This window comes from Candidatus Stoquefichus sp. SB1 (assembly GCF_001244545.1).
GTDB lineage: Bacteria > Bacillota_I > Bacilli_A > Erysipelotrichales > Coprobacillaceae > Stoquefichus.
The window spans coordinates 619318-639794 of the sequence record NZ_LN852695.1 but is presented as its reverse complement, the minus strand read 5'-3'; the positions used below and the strand labels follow the sequence as shown (position 1 = coordinate 639794).

Below are 20477 nucleotides of genomic sequence, written 5' to 3'. Positions count from 1 at the left end.
CAAAGGTAGAATCATAGATAACACGAGAATAAATACTAATATTTTACTCATTGTACTTCTTTTCATTTGTTTTCTCCTATGCGAAAATAAGCGCTATGCGCTTATTTCATTTCATCTAGTAAATCATCATCTAAATCTACAGGATCAGGTGTTTTAGGAGCTTCTGGGAAAGTAATATCATGGTGATCATCATAATCACTGACTTTACCATCATGCATTTCTAACATCTTACCTGTATTATATAATGATTCAATTTGTTCATTATTTAAAGTTTCATGTTCTAATAAAGCATTAGCAATAATAACTAATTTATCTTTTTGTGCTTCAATAATTTCTTTACATTCAGCATAACATCCATCAATAATCTTACGAACTTGCTGATCAATTTCAAAAGCAATTTGACCAGAATGTGAATTATCTTGTGATGAGTAATCTCTTCCTAAGAAAACAGCATCCTGACCTGAAGCATATTTAATTGGTCCTAAATCAGACATACCAAGTTCTGTAACCATTAATCGTGCAATTCTTGTTGCCTGTTCAATATCATTATGAGCACCTGAAGTGACATCACCAAAGAAAACTTCTTCAGCTACACGTCCACCCATATAACCTGTAATACTTGCCATTAATTGAGATTTTGTTTGTAAGTATGTCTCTTCTTTAGGTGTCATCAAGTTATATCCACCAGCATTTCCACGTGGGATAATTGTTACTTTTTGAACTTTATTGGCATGTTCTAAAGTTAATCCAATAATTGCATGTCCTGCTTCATGATAAGCAACAACTTTTCTTTCATGTTCTGTATATTTACGTGACTTCTTAGCTGGTCCACCAATAACACGGTCAATAGCTTCATCAACATCATCAAGTGTAATTAATTGATGTCCTTGTCTGACTGCTAACAATGCAGATTCATTTAAGACATTGGCAAGTTCAGCTCCTGAGAAACCAGGTGTACGTTGTGCTACATTATCAAAGTTAACATCTGGTGCAAACTTTTTATTTCTAGCATGAACACGTAAAATCTCTGCTCTTGCTCTTTTATCAGGATTAGCAACCTGAATTTGTCTATCAAAACGTCCAGGACGAAGTAATGCAGGATCCAAAACATCAGCACGGTTTGTTGCTGCTAAGATGATGATTCCTTCATTTCCACTAAATCCATCCATTTCTACTAATAACTGATTTAAAGTTTGTTCACGTTCATCGTGTCCACCACCGACACCTGTTCCTCTTTGACGTCCAACAGCATCAATTTCATCAATGAAAATGATACATGGCGCATTTTGTTTTGCTTTCTTAAACATATCACGCACACGACCAGCACCAACACCAACGAACATTTCTACGAATTCAGAACCAGAAATAGAATAGAATGGCACATTAGCTTCACCTGCAACGGCTCTTGCTAATAATGTTTTACCAGTACCCGGTGGCCCAACAAGTAAGACACCTCTAGGTATTTTAGCCCCCATATTCACAAACTTTTTCGGATTTTTTAAGAAATCAACCAATTCTGTTAATTCTTCTTTTTCTTCATCGGCACCTGCTACATCACTAAATCTTGTTTTACTATCTTTTTCAAGTTTGGCACGTGAGTTTCCAAAATCAAACGCTTTGGCATTGGCTCCTCCGCCACCACCAATACTTCTCATGACAAATACCATAACACCAATTAATAATACATATGGTAATAATCCAATAATAGTATCCATCAACATATTTTCGCTTTTAGCATCTAAGATTTTCACGCTAATTCCCTTATCTTTTAATAATTGAATAAGTGAATTTAATTCCTCATCTGTCTGTGGAACATTTGTCTTAAATGTATAAGCAACATCTTTTCCATCTTCTGTTTTTGTGTATTTTCCTTCTACACTTGTAACATAAATACCAGGCATAACTGTCATCTCTGTGACTTTTTGCTGATCTACAATCTGAACAAACTGATTGTAATTCACTTCACTAGATTTCCCACCATTTAATAGGGGGACTAATGAACTCAACAGAATAATAACAACTAACCAAGGCATTATCGCTTTAAATAAGCTCTTATTTTTATTGTTCATACGATCTCCTTTATTATTGATAACATTCTTCTTTTAAAATACCAACATATGGTAAGTTTCTATATTTTTCATTGAAATCCAAACCAAATCCAATAACAAATGCATTAGGAATTTCAAATCCAACATACTTCGCTTCAATTGGGAATGTTCTCCCCTCTTTTTTATCTAACATTGTGACAATCTCCACACTGGCTGCACCACGTTCTTCTAACATTGCCTTAACTGTTGATAAAGTTTTTCCCGTATCAAGAATATCTTCAACTAATAAAATATCTTTTCCTTTCACATCCTGGTCAAGATCTTTCTTAATTGTAATGGTACGAGACTCTACACCTTCATAACTACTGACATCCATATAATCAAAAGTGACATCAAGATTCACATATTTAGATAGTTCAGCTAAAAAAGGAACAGATCCCTTTAATAACCCAACCAAAACCAAATCTTTATCATGATAGTCATTCATAATTTGTTTGCCTAATTCTTTACATTTTTGAGAAATTTCATCTTGTGTATATAAAATTTCTTTGACATCTTTATGCATACTTCTTTTTCACTCCTTATAATGGTTATCCTATTTTATCACAAATACATTAGGTTTTGTAGTCAAATAATCAATGTTTTTTGCAATATGTGGAACTAAAATAATGGTTTTATCCTTATTCAGAACAACTGGCCATGTTTTTCTCTTTAATGCCGGTATTTTTGCATTTATAAACAATCGAGATAACTTCTTTGTTCCTGAAGAAGTCATGATACTATCACCTTCACGAATTGTTCGTATTGTAATAGGATAATCATCTTGACTTAAATAAACACCTTCATTGATATGACCATTATCCAATAAATGAAAATATTCACATCCAAAAGGAATAAATTCTTTAAATTCATAACAATAACCTTTGGTTTTCTCTTTATCAATGATATAGACATTATCGTACTCTTTTATGAACAGATAATTAACTGGTAAATTCATTTGAATGTTTGGTTTTACACTATCTATCTGATGTTTAATTTCTTCAATTAAAGATTGTGAAATTAATTTTGGATGCATAACATCTCTTAAAATTAAATACAAAAAGATTTCTCTTAAATCTCGAGGAATATAATAATAATAGATCTGTCCATCACTTATATATTGTTGGTAATAAGGTTTCACTTTAAACTCTAATTCATGAATTCTTTGATTATGCTCATTTGCCTTTAACAGCAAGTTTTCTTTTTGTTGTTTTGTATATTGATTCAAAATAGTATTACGGACCTTATCTCTTTCAAAATCAACTTCAAAATTTGTATAATCATCATGAAAAGGAATTTGATAATGCGCACATTCCTGTAAAATATCTTCCTTATAACAATCCATTAAAGGCCTTATAACACGCATATCCTGAACATAATTTTCTTCTCTGATACCTAAATAATGAATCGTATTATGATGCGAAAGCTGCATATAGATTGTTTCCAGGTGATCATCTAAGTGATGTCCAAGAATCAACCCATCACATTTATAAAGACTATATATTTCTTTATAAAAATTATAACGCAATGTTCTGGCAACATCCTGAAAATTCCCGTGATGATAATCTTCACTATGAAATTCCTTATAATAAAAAGGTATGCCATAAGTTGCACAATAATCACAAACAAGTTCATAATCAACATTGCTATCATGGCGATAATTATAATTCACATGTGCTACTAATAAATGATATCCTGCTTTTTGTAAAGTATCTAAAAGATACATTGAATCGCATCCACCAGATACACCAATAACATAATATAAAGATTTATTTAATAATTGTACATTCACTTTTATCACTTCCACTAGCCCATTATATCAAAGAAATGTGAATTCAAAAACAAAAATCCCAATATTTTGGGATTATTGCTTACAAAGTTTTAAAACAATAAGTGTCATATCATCATTTTTATCTTCATCATTAGCCAAATGTGTTAATAAATGGGCGATTTCTTTAGGATGATCTTCATCAATCAAATACTTATTTTCATCTAAGAACTCACCAAATTGATTTGTAAATCCATCTGTAACCATAAAAATAATATCATTTTCCATTAATTGAAATTTCTCAACTGATGTTTCAATTGGTGAAACAATCCCCATTGGCAATGATTCAGATTTCACTTCAATAACATCCTGATCCCTTAAAATATAAGTTGGACAAGCCCCATACTTAATCATTGTCGCATTTCCTAAAACCAAATTCACCTGGATCATATCAACAGTCGTAAACATATCATTACGATTCTTAATCTTTAATAAAGCATTAACCGACTGAAGCGTATCTTCTAAAGAAATACCATTAACAATCAATTGTTTCATAACATCTAGTGTCAAAGAAGAATCATCACTTGCTTTTTGTCCTTGTCCCATACCATCACTCACAGCAAAATACTGATTTTCATCCATTGCAAATACACTATAACTGTCACCACAAGCCACTGAATCTTTTGCACATTGTGAAATACCATATTGAACATAATAGCGTGCATGATGTTTAAGAACCAAATAAGTATAACCCAACTGATGCATCGGTGTTTTGATGACTTCAATATCTAGTGATTCATTAAGATAATCCTCTAAAATTGGGATAAATTCATTCTCTACTTCTTCTCGTGTTGTTTCATAAAGACCAACTTCTATATAGTATACAGATTGAGATTCATAATATTTTTTAAGATGGGCTATCTGAAAATGATAACCTTCCATATGTTCATAAATATGTGTTTCTTCAATATGTCCAATTTTTAATTGTGAAGAAAACTGATGAAAAACATTATTTAACAATGAGAACTGATGATAAAGATCTTTTTTCATAGTCATATATTCTTCTTGAACTCGACTAAGCTTACGATAATCTTTTTGATAACCTTTCATTGTTTCAAGATATTGTTCTGGTTTTAAACAATATTGATAAATAAAATCTTCATCATGAGCATTATATGTTTCTTTTAATCCTTTATTCATTAACTTCACAAGTCGATTTGGTCCGTATTTCTTATTAAAACATGTTTCCTGACTAGAACAATTCTGACACATATCTTCATAAACATATCCAATATACTCTAAAGAATGATTATGAGAAGGTGTCTGTGTAAATAATGATGTCATCTGTTCAAATAAACGACAAAAAGAATCCACTTGTTTTGATAACTGCTGTTTCATGGTCATTTCCTGATAACTCGATGATAATAATGGCTTTGTTTTATGAATAGGTAATATTAAGAAAATAAACCCACTCATCGCAACTATAAGACCATGATATGTATACGAAAATTCTAAAAAGAAAGGCAAAATTAAATGTGAAACAAAATACAGAGCTGTCATTGTAAACTTTGACTCACACTTCACCATATAAAAGAAAAAGAGCGGTAATAAAAAAGCCAATATATCATCTTTATATCCTAAATTCATCAGCAACATCAACAATGCTCCATAAAACAAACCTGGCAAAAGATCATCTAAACATTCATGATATATCATAACGAGAATAAAAACTCTTATTAAAATCATCGTCATAAATTGTGAATATGGTAAAATACTCATAAGACTAATAAAAATAACAACAGATAATGATTTCACTCTTTCATGAGTTAAAAGTTCAGATTCACCATGCATAAATAATGGTGCTAAATAAGCAAAAATAAGAATATTAAAATAAGTTAAAACTGTTAATAATAAAGTTGATAATAAATCAATTTGGATATAAGCATAATAGATACCTCCTATCAATGTCAATAAATAAGGAACATATCTAGACCGCATCGATTGAAACAATAAACAAAACTCTAATAAAACAAAAGAAAAAAGACTTATCAATAATATTTCATAGGGAACCTTTAAAAAGATAATGCCAATCAGTAAACCAACTACATAACTCAATAACGCTCGATAACCACACATAAAACACAGATAAAATAATGGTAAAACAAATAACAGCGATGTATGATAGATATTTACGAGAGATACTAAAAAGGATATGAGTGTTATATAGATGACAAACTGCATTTTTATTTTTTTTGTACGACCTGGATTGATAATTAATTCCATACTCTCACCTCACACAAGCCATTATAATCTCTTCTTTTTAAATTATTTGTCATATTAGAAAGACCATATCAAAAAAGAATAATGATTTAACATATATAAAAAGGAGAATCCAAAATCAGAACTCCCCTTTTCACTGGTTTTTACTGATGAAACGCTTTTTTATATTTATAAAAACTTGTACGACTCATACATAATTGATGAATTGCTTCTTCTTCACTTATTTGTTTACTTTCAAAAGCTTGAACAATGTTTGAAAACTCATCTGGTAAAACAATGGGTCTTCGTCCAAATTGAACACCTCTTTTTCGAGCCGCTGCAATTCCCTCTTTTTGTCTTTGTTTAATATTGCTGCGTTCCTCATGAGCACAAAAACTTAAAACCTGCAATACCAAGTCAGCAATAAAAGTTCCTAAGATATCTTTTGATAATGTCGTATCTAATAATGGCATATCTAAAACCCTTATATCTGCTTTCCTTTCTTTTGTAATATAGCGCCATTGCTCTATAATTTCATCATAATTTCTTCCCAAACGATCAATCGATTTAATAATAATTAAATCTCCCTCTCTAATTTTTTTCATTAATCGTAAATAACTTGGACGATTAAAATCTTTACCAGACATTTTATCTACAAAGATACAACGTTTTTTTAAATGGAACTGTTCTAAAGCAGCTAACTGTCTTGCAATATTTTGATCTTTAGATGATACTCTAATATATCCATATGTTTTTCCCATTATTTACCTCCTTTCAAACTTTCATTTTCTCAAATCAAAGCCAAAAGTTCTACTGGTAAAATATGGAAAAAAGGAGTTACCCCTTAGTACTTAAAGTAAAAGAGAACTCCTTTTTCAGTATTTTTGACACCATATTCAAAGTGATGTAAATCTAAAATAGCTTTACAAATGGCTAGTCCTAATCCTGTTCCTTCAGCATTTCTAGCTTTATCAACCTTATGGAATGTTAACCAAATCTTTTCCATATCTTCATTTGGAATTGGATCTCCATCATTTTCTACTTCAAAACAATGCTCATCTAAATGAATATATACATTTTGACCAGGTTCAGTATATCTTAATGCATTACTTATAAAATTATAAACAACCATTTCCATTTTAAAACGATCAGCTGTAATAACTGAAGAATCTAATGATGTATGAACATGAATAGATTTCTTTTCAAATAAGTGCATCATTGAATCTAATGATTCATCTACAATATCTAATAAATCAATTTCTTCAAAATCTAAAGCAATATTTTGTGATTCTAATTTTGATAAATCTAACATTGCAAGAACCAATTCATTAATACGTTTTGTTTCATTTTGAATAATTCCAATGTATTCATTTCGTTTCTTTTCATCTTGTTCTAATTCTACCAGTTCACTAAATCCATTAATGATACCAAGTGGGGTTTTAATTTCATGTGTAAAATTAGAAACAAATTCTTTTCGAACTTCTTCAAGTTTCTGGACCCGTTCAATTTCCTGATGTAAACTATTGATTGTTTTTTCAAGTTCTTTACTCATCTGATCAATACTTCTTGCCAAATCGCCTAATTCATCATGCCGTGTCATATCAATTGGATAATCAAATTCTTTATGTGCAATATGCTTTGCAGTTGTTTCAATGCGTCGAATCGGTTTAACAATCATATAAGCAATTGACAAACATATCAAAATAATCAATATAAACGCTAAAAAATAGGTTGATGAATTATCATACATAAATTGTTTTAGTGTTTTCATTGATAAATCTTCATACTCTTGTGTGACAAAGAGATAACCAGCAGTTACCATATTCAATGATTCTTCATCATTATAATCAATACTTATTTCATTATCCCCAATTAAACTCCAGTCTTCCAAACGAATCATAACAGTTGAATAATATCTTCCATTATATTCATAAGGATTTAAAAGCATAGCATTTGCATAATTACTAGAAGTGATTGGTTTTCCAGATGACTTAAATTTTTGAAAACGATTCGCAATCTCTTGTTCTAAACCATCCATAGCATTTTGATAATCTAATACCAATGTTTGTGTTTGAATTTGAGATGAATCTGTTGCTGTAATTGTAATTGATGAAGATTTTAATGTTTCATTCACAGATGTAGAAAAAACAATTTCAATATTTTTATTAATATATGAACTCACATACCCAGAAATATCTTCAACTTTTCCTTTGACTTTACCAGAATAAATTTCTTTACCATTTAAAACAAATGATTTTATATCCACTTGAATATATTCATTATCTGTATCACTCTTTTTAGAAACAACACCTTTCAATTCCACATTATTTTGTTCATTTTGATGATCCTTTAGCTCACTTTCCAAAATATTCAAACTTGTTTCATCCATTGACTGCAAATTAAAATAGGCTGGCCAACTTTGTGTCCCTTGATAACCAGATATAATTAGACAAATTGTTGGACGATTCGCACCATCACGAGAAATATCTAATATTTTTCCTTGCTTATCTACTAAACATTTGACCTTTGTTGAGTCACCTGATAATGCTCTGCGGTATATACGCTGAAACTTAGATGATTGAAAGTCAACACTATTGACAGCTGCTGATTCAACATAGGATTTAGAAAACTTATCAAGATTTCGAATTGTTGCTTCAGCATCAGTATCCAATGTATTTTTAATATATCGATCTATCCCTAAACGGATTTCATTTCCTAACACAATAGCAAATGCAATAAAAACAACACCTGTTATTTTTAAAATTAAACTGAAATTCAGTTTTTTCATGACTTACTCTCCTTAGGATCAAACATATATCCAATTTTAACAACTGTTTGAATATAAGGAGCAGCATCTAATATTTTCTTTCTGAGTTTCTTCACATATGTATCCACAATTCGCTGATCACCATAATAATCATAACCCCAAATATGATCTAACAATTGATCTCTTGATAATATTTTTCTTTTATTTTTAATAAAATAAATAAGCATGGTATATTCTTTATGAGATAATTGAACACTTTCTTGATTAATAAACACCTCATGCGTATCTTCATCTATATGAATAATCCCTTCATCTATTGCATTATTCTCTTTCTTAACCCGTTTAAGTAAAGCATTACATTTAGCATATAATAAAGAAGGTGTAAAAGGTTTTGATATAAAATCATCTGCTCCTAAAGCATAGCCTTTTAATTTATTATCATCTTCACTTAAAGCACTAATAAATAAAATAGGTACATCACTTTTTTGTCTAATCAATTTACAAACTTCATACCCATCAATACCTGGCATCATAATATCAAGCAAAACAATATCAAAAGCATCATCTAACAAAGAAAGTGCTTCATACCCATCACTTGCCTCAACAACTTCAGCATTTTGTTTATTAAAATATTCAACAATAAAGACACGAATTAACTTTTCGTCCTCTACCAATAAAACTCTCATGTCTCACACCTCATTTCATTTCTCATTATAATATAAATTTGTGAAAAAGATATGAAAAAAGATGATTTCACATGAAATCACCTTAGTTTTTTAACATATCCTTCATCATTATAATAATATGATTCATCAAATTTTACAAAATGAAGTTTTCTAAGTAACTTTTTAGAACGAACATTATCATAATAAACATAACAAATCACTTTTTTAAAATGAAATTCTTCTTTCATATAATGACAAAATGCTTCTACTATTTCACTAGCATATCCTTTTGACCAATAAAGACTATCTAAAGTATATCCTAAAACAAAAACTTTCGCATTTAAAACCTCTACAAATAAATCGCCAATCAATAAATCATCAGCTTTATGAACAATAGCTATATGATAATCAGTTTTAGGCTGATTCAATGATTTAATTAATAAACATTGTCCAATTCGTCTTAAAGCATCATCTGGTGAATATGTTTCCCATGATTGATATTGAGCAACTTCAGGTTTATTACGATATTCACTCATTCGTTTTGCATCATCAAGTTGTAATTGTCTTAAATATAATCTTTCTGTTTCTAAAATCATAATCTATCCTTTTAAATGATAGTAAATAAATAACATGCGATCTTTTCCATTGATATCTTTGATAATTTCATAAGGAGTATCTGGAAAATAAGACTCTACTGCTTCTTGCATCAATTCACGTTGATCAAATCCCATTTCAAAAGCTAATAAAGCTCTTTTATTTAAAATTGTTTTAACCTGAGAAAAAATCTTACGATAGAAATACAAACCATCTTGACCACCAAATAAAGCAACATGTGGTTCATTATCTTTGACAACACTTTCAATATCCTGCTGTGATGGAATATAAGGTGGATTTGATACAAAAATATCAACCTTCATGTCTCTTTCAATTAAAGGTGCTAACATATCTCCCTGAAAAAATTGGACATTGGCATTTAAGGCTTCAGCATTTAATTTAGCGACTTCTAACGCTTCATGACTGATATCCGTTGCTACAACATTCAAGCGCTTTTCTTCTAAAGCTAAAGAAATGGCAATTGCTCCTGAACCAGTACCAATATCACATAAATCAATCTTTTCATATGCATCAAAATAATCATCTATCTTATATAAAATATTTTCTACCAGTTCTTCCGTTTCATAACGCGGAATCAAAACATTTTCATTGACAATAAAATCTCTGGAAAAAAATGTTTCTTTCCCTTTTACATATTGAATAGGTTCTCCATCCATATATCTTTTCATACCAGCCTGAAATTCTTTTAAAAGATCTTGATCAACTTCCTCATCCATCATTAAATATAATTGATGAGGTTCTGTATTAGCAAGATGATAAAATAATACTTTTGCTACATTGCAATCTTTATCTTTTTCATCTAGCATAGCTTCACTTTGACGAATTAACTCTCTTATTGTCATTAATCATTTTCTCCTGCTAGCTTTAATCTTTGTTCCTCATTCATCAAAGCTTCAATAATATCATCTAACTTACCTTCCATAATACGATCCAACTGCTGAATTGTTAAACCAATGCGATGATCAGTGACACGATTTTGTGGATAATTATAAGTTCTAATTTTCTCACTACGATCACCACTTCCAATTTTACTACGTCTTTCACTTCCTAATGCTTCTTCTTGTTCGCGAAGTTTCATTTCATAAAGTTTTGAACGCATTGCTCGCATCGCTTTATCTTTATTATCATGCTGGCTACGTCCATCTTGAGAAGTCGTCACTGTTCCTGTTGGAAGATGGGTAATACGAACAGCAGAATCTGTTTTATTAATATGCTGTCCACCTGCACCTGATGCACGATATGTATCAATTCTTAAATCACCAGGATCTAAATGAAAATCAACTTCTTCAGCTTCAGGCATAACAAGAACTGTAGCTGTAGACGTATGGATACGTCCTTGTGTTTCTGTCTTAGGAACACGTTGAACACGATGAGAACCTGATTCAAATTTCAATCTTGAATAAGCCCCTTCACCTTTAACCATAAAAGAAATTAATGAATATCCCCCTGCATCTGATTCTTGAGCTTCCATAATTTCTACTTTCCAGCCTTGTGATTCAGCATATTTCACATACATTCTATATAAATCACCTGCAAAAATATTTCCTTCATCACCACCAGCAGCACCACGCACTTCCACAATAACATTCTTATTATCATTTGGATCCTTTGGAATCAATTCTAAATGGAGTTTTTCTTCAATTTGAGGTTTCTTTTCTTCTAACTCACTTAACTCTAATTCCGCCATTTCCTGAATTTCTGGATCACTTTCTTTTAATAATTCTTTTGCTTCTTCAATTCCACTTAATACTTTCTTATATTCTTGATATAAATGATAAGCAGTTTCAAGTGTTGCCTGTTCTTTAGATGCTTCTGTCATCTTATTAATATCACTAGCAATGCTAGGATCCATTAAGATTTCATTTAATTCTTCATATCTTCTTGCAATTGTTTCCAATCTTTCTATCATATTATTCATATATCTAACCTCCAAACCTTTTCCATTATAATATAAACTCTTAAAATAAGCAAAATAATATTGATATATTCTTTGTTTTTTCATTGACACAAATTGATTGTTTTTTTATACTACGTTTATATAATGGAGGATAACAAAATGATAAAAGCAGTAATATTTGATATGGATGGTTTAATGATTGATAGTGAAAGAGTGACATATGTTTGTTATGTCAAAATATTAGCCAAGATGGGTCTTTCAATGTCAGAAGATTTTTATAAAACATTATTAGGTAAGACTCTCCCTACTGCCTATCAATTAATGTTTGATGAATATGGAAATGATTTTCCAATGGATCAGGTTTTAAATGATGTTCATATGCTTATGGATGATATTTTTATAAAAGAAGGTGTTCCTTTAAAACAAGGATTGGTTGAATTATTAACATATCTTAAAGACAATGATTATAAGACAATAGTTGCTACATCTAGTACAAGACATAGAATGGAACGTTTATTGACTATGGCAGATGTGTATAAATATTTCGATAATTCTATTTGTGGTGATGAAGTGACACATGGTAAACCTCATCCTGAAGTCTTTTTAAAAGCTTGTGAAAAGATCAATATTGTTCCATCAGAGGCAATTGTTTTAGAAGATAGTGAAGCTGGAATTGAAGCAGCACATACTGCTCAAATTCCTGTTATTTGTATTCCTGACATGAAATATCCAGAACCCGCATTTGTTCAAATGACAAGTCAAATATTTCATTCATTAGATAATGTTATAGATTTTTTAAAACAATCAAATTAAGAAATTCTTAAGATATACACATGATTATTATATTATGATAGTAAAGAGGTGATGATCATGAATTTTATAAAAAAAAGTTTTATTATTATAGGTATTCTTATCTTGATTGGAGTTATAAGTATTGCAGGTATTAATTTTTATATGTGTCATTCAACCCAAAAACAATTCAGTAGTGATATCAAGGATGCTGATTGTATTTTGGTACTAGGAGCAGGTATTCGTAATGGCAAACCAACACCTATGTTAAATGATAGACTTGAACAGGCAATATCTCTTTACCAGGATAAAAAAGCACCTAAAATAATTATGAGTGGTGATCATGGAAAAGATGACTATAATGAAGTTGGTGTGATGAAACAGTTTGCAATAGATAAAGGTATTCCTTCTAATGATATCTTTATGGATCATGCTGGCTTTTCGACATATGAAAGTCTTTATCGAGCAAAAGAAATTTTTCAAGCAAAAAAGGTGATTATTGTCACACAGGACTATCACCTTTATAGAGCTTTATACATAGCCAATCAATTGGGTATTGAAGCAGTGGGAGTATCTTCTAACCCACGTGATTACTCAGGACAGGCTATGCGTGATGTACGCGAAGTCGCTGCACGTTGCAAAGATTTTCTAACATGTATTTTTAAACCCGAACCTACATATCTTGGTGATGCATTTCCAGTCAATGGAAATGGAGACGATACGAATGATGTTGCCTTTTAAATATTTTTTGTATAGTTGTAATGATTTTTCAAATACCCATGTGCTTCATAGAAGCGATGGGCTTTTTTTCTGTACGTTGATGTTGAAAGTTCCAGCTCAACTAACCCTTTTTCTTTAGCTATTTTTTCAACATGACACAATAAACGATCACCAACTCTTAAGCCACGATATTCAGGTGTCACAACCAATTCAACAATCTCTCCTGTATTGCCATGATGATGTAAATATTGATGAATATACAAACTTATAAAACCAATCACTTTCCCTTCATGACAATAAACATAAAATTCAACATAAGGACTCTCTAATCCTTGATTATAGACTTCTTGAAAATGTTTTGGATTTATCTTTTCTTGTTCTAACTCACATATTAAAGAATAAACTGCTTCTAAATCTTCTTTCTTTGCTTCTTGAATCATATTTTCACCTCACTTCTATTATACTGATTTTGTTCAAAACAGATAGTTATTCAACAAAATTTGAAAAGAAAAAGGATAGAATCATCTACCCTAAATCTTCACCATTTGTTTCAATGACTTTTTTATACCAATAAAAAGATTCTTTTCTTCTTCTTGCAAAATCACCTGTACCATCATCATATCTTTCAACAAAAATGAAACCATAACGTTTTGCCATTTCACCAGTAGAAGCAGAAACTAAATCAATACATCCCCAAGGTGTATATCCTCTTAAATCAACACCATCTAATACTGCTTCATGCATTTGTTGAATATGACTTCTTAAATAATCAACACGATAATCATCTCTGACTTTACCATCTTCATCAATTTTATCATAAGCACCTAATCCATTTTCCACAACAAAAATAGGAAGTTGATAACGATCATAAATTTCATTTAATGAATAGCGTAATCCTTCTGGATCAATTTGCCATCCCCAATCACTTGCTTTTAAATAAGGATTAGGAACCCCACCTAAAATATTTCCTTTTCCTGCTTTTTGTTTTTCAGGATCAGCAGTCTGACAATTTGACATATAATAAGAACATGTATAAAAATCAACCGGACCAGCAGCTAAAATTTCATCATCACCTGGTTCTTTATTAACTGTAATATTATTCTCTTTAAAATATCTATCCATATATGCTGGATATTTTCCACGGCATTGTACATCACTACAGAACCAATTCATTAAATGATTTTGTTGTTGATTAGCAATTTGATCAGCCGGATTACAAGTTAATCCATAACTTGTTGCCATAATTTGCATACATCCTACTTGATAATTTGGATCAATTTCATGTGCCATTTTAACAGCTTTTGCACTTGCAACAAATTGATGATGTAACCCTTGGAAACGATTATTTGCAACATCAACTTGGTCCATAAACTCCATTGGTTTAATTTCATTTAAAATTCCTTGTGATAAGAATGCTCCCATTTTTGCAGTTGCACTATTAATTTCATTAAATGTTAACCAATATTTTACTTTTCCTTTATAACGTGTAAAAATAGCTTTACAGAAGTTTAAATAACAATCAATCATTCTTCTATCAGCCCATGAATTCCATTTTTTTGTTAAGTTAAAAGGTACTTCATAGTGAGAAATCGTAATTAATGGTTCAATATTATATTTTAAACATTCATCAATTAAATCTTCATAAAATTTTAATCCTGCTTCATTAGGTTCACTTTCATCACCATTTGGGAAAATTCTTGTCCATGCAATAGAGAAACGATACATCTTAAATCCCATTTCAGCAAATAAAGCAATATCCTCTTTATAACGATGATAATGATCAATTGCATCATGTGATGGATAAAAAGTTCCTTCTTCTAAAACAGGTGTAATTCTTTTACTTGTTGTAGCAGTTCCACCAGTACAAACATCTGGACAAGAGATACCTTTACCACCTTCTTGCCAGCCACCTTCTAATTGATTAGCAGCAGTTGCGCCACCCCAATAAAATCCTTTTGGAAAACTCATCTTTTTCTTCCTCCTTTTTAATTCTCTCTTATTATAAAGACAAAATTCTTTTTTATATCATATTTTTCAGAAGATGAAAGTCATTTTCATATTTTAAAAATGTTGTTTTCTTTTCGACTTTATTCTACAATGAAATAGGTGATACTTATGAAAAAAATAAAATTATGTTTATGTACTCTCTTGTTTTTAACTGCTTGTCAGACAAAAAAAGAGCCAGTTACATCACAATCAGCAATTCAAAATGTTCATTGTACTTTTGTTGGTGATTTATTATATGAACAACCTTACTATGATTGGATTGAAAAAGATTCTCAAGATAAAGGATATTATGATCTTGTTAGACCTATTTTTCAAAAAGATGATTTATCAATTGCAAATTTAGAGACACCTATCGGTGGAACTGAATTAAAAACATCAGGTATTGGTTACTCTTTTAATGCATCACGTGAAATTGGTGAACAAGTCGCATCATTGGGTTTGGAAGTTGTATCAACTGCTAATAATCATGCGAATGATAGAGGCAATCAAGGAATTGATAATACTTTGGATTTCTTACAAGAAAAAAATATTTTAGCAGTTGGAACATATCATAATCAAAAAGAACGTCAACAAGGTAAATATCAAACAATTAATGGTATTCGTTTCGGCTATGTTTCTTATACATATGCAACAAATCAAATCGTGAGTGAAAAAAATCAATCTAAAGTGGGATTATTTAATCGACCAAGTGATAGAAAATTCACATCTGAATATAAAGCTATTCTTAAAAAAGAAATAGAAGAAACACGCCAAAACTGTGATGTATTGATTGCTATGATGCATTGGGGAACTGAATTCACTTATCAAATTTCTAAACAACAAAAAGAAGTCTCTCAGTTTATAAGTGATTTAGGTGTAGATATTATTATCGGTAATCATCCTCATTGTTCACAAACAATGGAATGGATCAATAATAATAAAACATTATGTATGTATTCTTTAGGGAATTTTATTTCTGCTGACCATGTCGTTGATCGTACCAATCAGGAATTCAAAAATGCTTATAATGTTTCTATGATGGTTACACTTGATGTTGTTAAAGAGGATAACCAGATATCTATTCAAAATATTGATTATGTACCTATTATCAATTATTACGATAGTAAATTAAAGAATTTTAAACTTATTCCTTATAACCAATATACTGAGGAATTTGAAAAATCACATTATCACTATAAAAATGGTTTTACAAAAAAATGGATTGAAAAAACATATCAAAAACTCATTCCACAAAAACTACAAAATCAAATTATTCTCAAAATATGACATGATGCCTACTAAGATTTGTACATTCATTCATTATTTCATTTTATTACTTTACTTTGCTACTACATATTATATATTTTTGTAGTATTAAAGTTAATATTTGGAATTATTTCTTTCTTAATTTTCTATTTATGAACATCATCATTTTTTCAACTTATTAGAGATGATTAACCCTCTATATCTGGATGCTCTTATAATCTGATGTATATGATAAATCTAAAAAATTTATAATCAACAAAAGTCATTTTTTCTTTATCTATCTTATAATTCAAATTTTCAATAGATTAAAAAGCCCCTTCTTGCTCAAATATTGAACAAGAGGGGCTTATTTAGAAGTCTTTTTATTGTCGAGCATATCTCACTCTAGCAATATAATAAGCAACAGAACCTTTTGCACTATTACATTTTATATCTATCTCATATCCGTCTTGAACATGCTTATATTCTTGTTTTTGATATAAAACCGCATCTTCGCTGATGCTTTGAGAGGTTTGATTGCAACCTACAGCACAATTGTTTTTTCCATCGGCAAGTGGACAATTAACACCAAAATTAAAAGTAATTTTATCAATATCAGCCTGTACTAAAGTTAATCCATATTGTGTGCCAATAAGTGCAGCATCTTTTTTTTGTGAGGCAAAAAAGCCTGCTGAATAAAATGTTCCTAACGTGTTTGTTTCGGTTATTTTAGGAATATGTTTTGTTGTTTCCATTATCTTACCATGGACACATTTATCATCTTTAAAAATTAAATCTTGACGCAACTCATTAATAACCAAAAGGATACAAGCTGCCGGTTTATTCGCAAAATAAATCAATGGAATAATGATAAGAACAATTGCTATGGCAACTGCACCAACAATAACAGCTGGTGTACAAAACTCAACAGCTCCAAAAGCAGCTGGTAATAAGACTTCTTGTGCTGTAATACAATGTGCAAAATAAGTAATCCCAGCAGCTGTAATGGCTGATAGACCACCCCCTAAAATCGTTGCTGTGATAGCTTCTGAATCACTTTTATCAATATCTTTTAATCTTTCTAAGCTATCCATAAGACGTAATAGTTGGGTTTCAATAGAATCACCTTTAGCATTAATTAAATCATTATATTTATCAAGGCTTAGTTGTATAGCAAAACCTTCTGTTATATCATTATTGGATACTTTCTTAACATCACTTACAATTCTATCAATCATTTCTTTTTGAATAGCTTCAATATCTGCTTCTACTTTTAAAGTATCTTCCAATGTTTCATTATTCATTTGTTGTGTAGCTGCTTCTAATCTTGAAGCATAGTTTGGAAACATCTCTTCAAACTTCTTTTTTATTTGAAGAAGATCATTATTGAGTTGATTATCCATATTCATTCCTCCTAACATTTATAAATACGACAAATATAATATGCTAATGAACCACTGCCACTATTACAGTGCATCTCTATTCCATATTTCCCATCAGATACAGATACAGATTGACGACGGTGATCATCTACTTCATCAGCAATCTGAGAAGCTGTTTTATTAATTCCTACAGCACATGAATTATTTCCAGAAGCAAGTGGACATTCAACCCCTACTGCAAATTTTGTGTTGTCTGGTTCAACTCCACTGATACCTTTTGCTTGTCTAAGCACAACACCATATTGCGTTCCAATAAGAGCCGCATCTTTTTTTTGAGTAGACCAAATTCCTCCTGATCTGGTTGTATGAATAATTTTCAATGAAGCTGCAATTTCTCTTGTTTTGACATTGACCTTACCATGAACTACTTTTTCTTCATCAATTACAAGATTTGTTTCTAATTCATTAATAATCATAAAAATACAAGCAGCCGGTTTAGCCATAAAATAAAAGATTGGAATAATACACAAAACAATAATATCAACAATTGCCCCAACAACCGTAGTTCCTAGTGAAACAACAGCTGTAAAGATTGCTTCAGCTAAGCCTAATCCTTGTAAAAGATTAAGTATCAAATCAGTCACCATTGCTATTCCAAGTGCAGCAATCCCACCATTGACCATTGCATAAGTCAAAACCTCAGCATCTTGTGTTCCCATATCCTTTAATCTTTCCACTGTATCAAAGAACTTTATCAACTCTGTTTCAATTTGATCTCCTCTGGCATTGATCAAGGTTTTGTACACACTTTCAGTAATGGCTACTGCCACCGTTTCATCAGTACCTTTTAAAGCTTCAAGATCAACTGTGTTTTTTAAATCAGTTTTCTCAATTTCTTGAATAAGTCTTTGCTTTGCTTCTAAAAGAAATTGATTTTTTAATGCTGTTAATTCCTCATCACTCTTGGCATTTTCAAAAGCTTGAGCTTCTTGAGGATATAACTTCTTAAAACGTTCTTTAACACTCATCACATTATCCATTTTCTTATCCTCCTCTTTATATGATGTTTATATATTTATTATAAACATACCCTTCTAAAATAATTATCATATCCTGTAGAGGAGGAATTTCATTTTTTGAAAAAAAAGACCTTGCTTTTGACAAGGTCAATAATTATTTTCTAATTGTCTGAATTGCTATACAACCAGGTCCGCCTTGAGTAATAAAAGCTGGAGATAATTCATAAAGTTCAATCACTGTATTCATAAATGCTTCCTGAATTTGTGCCATTGCTGCTTGAGCCTGTTCCAATACACCAGCATGAGTCACATAAATCTTATAGTCCTCATTAACACCCATTTCCTGAAAAGCTTTAATGATTTCTTTAATTGCACTTTTAAATGTTTTTTTCATTGCAAATTTTTCTAATCGTTTTGCATCTTTGGTTGTAGTCATAATTGGTGTGATTTTTAACATACCTCCAACTGTTGCAGCCAAAGGTGTTAAACGTCCACCACGTTTTAGAAAGCCAAAATCTTGTGGAATTAAAAATGATTTTTCAGCAGCAATACTTTTATGTAGTTCTTTCATGATATGATCTAGTGATAATCCTTCATCTTTTAATTGCACTGCCTTTTCAACAAGGTATCTTTCTGGTCCACATAATGTCATTGAATTAATAACATGTATATTCTCATTATTGTCTATACTTTCTTTTGCACCTAATGTACTTTGATATGTTCCAGATAAACCATCAGCCATATTGATAACCAAAATCTCTTCATCTGGATACTTTTCAAAAGTCTCCATTGTCACACCTATAGCAGGTTGAGATGATGTTGGTACATGTCCCTGTTTAACAATTTCAATAAATTCTGAACTTTGAATATCTACATATTCCTGATAATTTTTATGATCTACCATCACATTAAGTGGTAATACATCAATACCTATTTTTCTTCCTTCTTCAGGCGAGTATAGTGAACCTGTGTCTGTAATAATCTTCATTGTCTATCTCCTCGTATTCTTCCTCTTATGTATACGTTACCAAATCTGTTGAATAATGTCAATATTAATATGGTTTTGATTACTACATAGAGTAGAGATACTTGTTTCTAATATTCAAAAAAATATAAAACTGTCACCAATAAGTAAGAATAAACTCTTATACTTATTTATAGAAAAACAATATTTGACAATTATTTTTCTGAAATATCACTTTATTATTTAAATTATTTTTATTCTGTGTTATTATATATGTAGATAAAAAATTCACAAGAAAGATAAGTCAGTGATGT

At 30.5% G+C, this 20477-nt stretch carries 18 protein-coding genes; 3 read left to right on the top strand and 15 right to left on the bottom strand.

All coding sequences use genetic code 11. The features are described 5' to 3' along the window. Positions 1-101: 101 nt before the first annotated feature. The 10 genes from ftsH to prfA all read right to left on the bottom strand — a co-directional run bounded on the left by ftsH (position 102) and on the right by prfA (position 12079). Positions 102-2069 (bottom strand): ATP-dependent zinc metalloprotease FtsH, encoded by a 1968-nt coding sequence (gene ftsH / locus BN1865_RS11165; protein WP_050637319.1) that lies wholly within the window; start codon positions 2067-2069, stop codon positions 102-104. Between the two features lie 13 nt (positions 2070-2082). Beyond that, positions 2083-2613 carry a hypoxanthine phosphoribosyltransferase gene (hpt, locus tag BN1865_RS11160; RefSeq protein WP_050637318.1) on the bottom strand — a complete coding sequence of 177 codons (531 nt, stop codon included), beginning with the start codon at positions 2611-2613 and terminating at the stop codon, positions 2083-2085. A 30-nt stretch (positions 2614-2643) separates the two neighbouring features. Continuing rightward, positions 2644-3879: a tRNA lysidine(34) synthetase TilS gene (tilS, locus tag BN1865_RS11155; protein WP_050637317.1), complete on the bottom strand. Its 1236-nt coding sequence runs from the start codon at positions 3877-3879 to the stop codon at positions 2644-2646. Positions 3880-3951: 72 nt separating this feature from the next. Next, positions 3952-6138, bottom strand: a complete 2187-nt coding sequence (locus BN1865_RS11150; protein ID WP_050637316.1) for a PP2C family serine/threonine-protein phosphatase — start codon at positions 6136-6138, stop codon at positions 3952-3954. Positions 6139-6278: 140 nt separating this feature from the next. Beyond that, complete coding sequence (locus tag BN1865_RS11145) at positions 6279-6875, bottom strand: recombinase family protein (protein WP_050637315.1); 597 nt, start codon at positions 6873-6875, stop codon at positions 6279-6281. Positions 6876-6958: 83 nt separating this feature from the next. Beyond that, a complete protein-coding gene (locus tag BN1865_RS11140) occupies positions 6959-8902 on the bottom strand; it encodes a HAMP domain-containing sensor histidine kinase (protein WP_050637314.1) in 1944 nt (647 codons plus the stop codon). Next, the gene (locus BN1865_RS11135; protein WP_050637313.1) at positions 8899-9567 is read right to left on the bottom strand and encodes a response regulator transcription factor; all 669 of its coding nucleotides are present in this window, start codon (positions 9565-9567) and stop codon (positions 8899-8901) included. Before BN1865_RS11135 ends, BN1865_RS11140 begins: the two co-directional genes overlap by 4 nt. A 77-nt stretch (positions 9568-9644) precedes the next feature. Beyond that, a complete protein-coding gene (locus tag BN1865_RS11130; protein WP_050637312.1) occupies positions 9645-10142 on the bottom strand; it encodes a GNAT family N-acetyltransferase in 498 nt (165 codons plus the stop codon). Between the two features lie 3 nt (positions 10143-10145). Continuing rightward, the gene (gene prmC / locus BN1865_RS11125) at positions 10146-11003 is read right to left on the bottom strand and encodes a peptide chain release factor N(5)-glutamine methyltransferase (protein ID WP_050637311.1); all 858 of its coding nucleotides are present in this window, start codon (positions 11001-11003) and stop codon (positions 10146-10148) included. After that, positions 11003-12079 carry a peptide chain release factor 1 gene (prfA, locus tag BN1865_RS11120; RefSeq protein ID WP_050637310.1) on the bottom strand — a complete coding sequence of 359 codons (1077 nt, stop codon included), beginning with the start codon at positions 12077-12079 and terminating at the stop codon, positions 11003-11005. The genes prmC and prfA overlap by 1 nt, the downstream gene beginning before the upstream one ends. A 138-nt stretch (positions 12080-12217) precedes the next feature. On the opposite strand from prfA, the gene BN1865_RS11115 reads away from it, so the two are divergent. Next, positions 12218-12871 (top strand): HAD family hydrolase, encoded by a 654-nt coding sequence (locus BN1865_RS11115; protein ID WP_050637309.1) that lies wholly within the window; start codon positions 12218-12220, stop codon positions 12869-12871. Positions 12872-12928: 57 nt separating this feature from the next. Further along, complete coding sequence (locus tag BN1865_RS11110) at positions 12929-13588, top strand: SanA/YdcF family protein (RefSeq protein ID WP_050637308.1); 660 nt, start codon at positions 12929-12931, stop codon at positions 13586-13588. Here BN1865_RS11110 and BN1865_RS11105 read toward each other — a convergent pair. Together BN1865_RS11105 and BN1865_RS11100 are read right to left on the bottom strand one after the other, a co-directional pair. Then, positions 13585-14007, bottom strand: a complete 423-nt coding sequence (locus BN1865_RS11105) for a GNAT family N-acetyltransferase (protein ID WP_050637307.1) — start codon at positions 14005-14007, stop codon at positions 13585-13587. The two genes, BN1865_RS11110 and BN1865_RS11105, sit on opposite strands and share 4 nt — an antisense overlap. An 85-nt stretch (positions 14008-14092) precedes the next feature. Next, complete coding sequence (locus tag BN1865_RS11100) at positions 14093-15535, bottom strand: glycoside hydrolase family 1 protein (RefSeq protein WP_050637306.1); 1443 nt, start codon at positions 15533-15535, stop codon at positions 14093-14095. A gap of 147 nt (positions 15536-15682) precedes the next feature. On the opposite strand from BN1865_RS11100, the gene BN1865_RS11095 reads away from it, so the two are divergent. Next, entirely contained in the window at positions 15683-16840 is a 1158-nt protein-coding gene (locus BN1865_RS11095) for a CapA family protein (protein WP_050637305.1), read from the top strand. Between the two features lie 341 nt (positions 16841-17181). Here BN1865_RS11095 and BN1865_RS11090 read toward each other — a convergent pair whose 3' ends face one another. The 3 genes from BN1865_RS11090 to BN1865_RS11080 all read right to left on the bottom strand — a co-directional run bounded on the left by BN1865_RS11090 (position 17182) and on the right by BN1865_RS11080 (position 20187). After that, on the bottom strand, positions 17182-18201 hold the full coding sequence (locus tag BN1865_RS11090) for a hypothetical protein (protein ID WP_050637304.1): 1020 nt from the start codon (positions 18199-18201) through the stop codon (positions 17182-17184). 11 nt (positions 18202-18212) lie between these two features. After that, a complete protein-coding gene (locus BN1865_RS11085; RefSeq protein ID WP_050637303.1) occupies positions 18213-19220 on the bottom strand; it encodes a hypothetical protein in 1008 nt (335 codons plus the stop codon). A gap of 133 nt (positions 19221-19353) precedes the next feature. After that, positions 19354-20187 (bottom strand): DegV family protein, encoded by an 834-nt coding sequence (locus tag BN1865_RS11080; RefSeq protein WP_050637302.1) that lies wholly within the window; start codon positions 20185-20187, stop codon positions 19354-19356. Positions 20188-20477 lie beyond the last annotated feature (290 nt).

Excerpts from the sequence above, each read along its gene's own strand:
- ftsH (WP_050637319.1), bottom strand. The coding sequence starts at position 2,069 with ATGAACAATAAAAATAAGAGCTTATTTAAAGCGATAATGCCTTGGTTA.
- hpt (WP_050637318.1), bottom strand. The coding sequence starts at position 2,613 with ATGCATAAAGATGTCAAAGAAATTTTATATACACAAGATGAAATTTCT.
- BN1865_RS11150 (WP_050637316.1), bottom strand. The coding sequence starts at position 6,138 with ATGGAATTAATTATCAATCCAGGTCGTACAAAAAAAATAAAAATGCAG.
- BN1865_RS11145 (WP_050637315.1), bottom strand. The coding sequence starts at position 6,875 with ATGGGAAAAACATATGGATATATTAGAGTATCATCTAAAGATCAAAAT.
- BN1865_RS11140 (WP_050637314.1), bottom strand. The coding sequence starts at position 8,902 with ATGAAAAAACTGAATTTCAGTTTAATTTTAAAAATAACAGGTGTTGTT.
- BN1865_RS11135 (WP_050637313.1), bottom strand. The coding sequence starts at position 9,567 with ATGAGAGTTTTATTGGTAGAGGACGAAAAGTTAATTCGTGTCTTTATT.
- BN1865_RS11130 (WP_050637312.1), bottom strand. The coding sequence starts at position 10,142 with ATGATTTTAGAAACAGAAAGATTATATTTAAGACAATTACAACTTGAT.
- prmC (WP_050637311.1), bottom strand. The coding sequence starts at position 11,003 with ATGACAATAAGAGAGTTAATTCGTCAAAGTGAAGCTATGCTAGATGAA.
- prfA (WP_050637310.1), bottom strand. The coding sequence starts at position 12,079 with ATGAATAATATGATAGAAAGATTGGAAACAATTGCAAGAAGATATGAA.
- BN1865_RS11115 (WP_050637309.1), top strand. The coding sequence starts at position 12,218 with ATGATAAAAGCAGTAATATTTGATATGGATGGTTTAATGATTGATAGT.
- BN1865_RS11110 (WP_050637308.1), top strand. The coding sequence starts at position 12,929 with ATGAATTTTATAAAAAAAAGTTTTATTATTATAGGTATTCTTATCTTG.
- BN1865_RS11105 (WP_050637307.1), bottom strand. The coding sequence starts at position 14,007 with ATGATTCAAGAAGCAAAGAAAGAAGATTTAGAAGCAGTTTATTCTTTA.
- BN1865_RS11100 (WP_050637306.1), bottom strand. The coding sequence starts at position 15,535 with ATGAGTTTTCCAAAAGGATTTTATTGGGGTGGCGCAACTGCTGCTAAT.
- BN1865_RS11095 (WP_050637305.1), top strand. The coding sequence starts at position 15,683 with ATGAAAAAAATAAAATTATGTTTATGTACTCTCTTGTTTTTAACTGCT.
- BN1865_RS11090 (WP_050637304.1), bottom strand. The coding sequence starts at position 18,201 with ATGGATAATCAACTCAATAATGATCTTCTTCAAATAAAAAAGAAGTTT.
- BN1865_RS11085 (WP_050637303.1), bottom strand. The coding sequence starts at position 19,220 with ATGGATAATGTGATGAGTGTTAAAGAACGTTTTAAGAAGTTATATCCT.
- BN1865_RS11080 (WP_050637302.1), bottom strand. The coding sequence starts at position 20,187 with ATGAAGATTATTACAGACACAGGTTCACTATACTCGCCTGAAGAAGGA.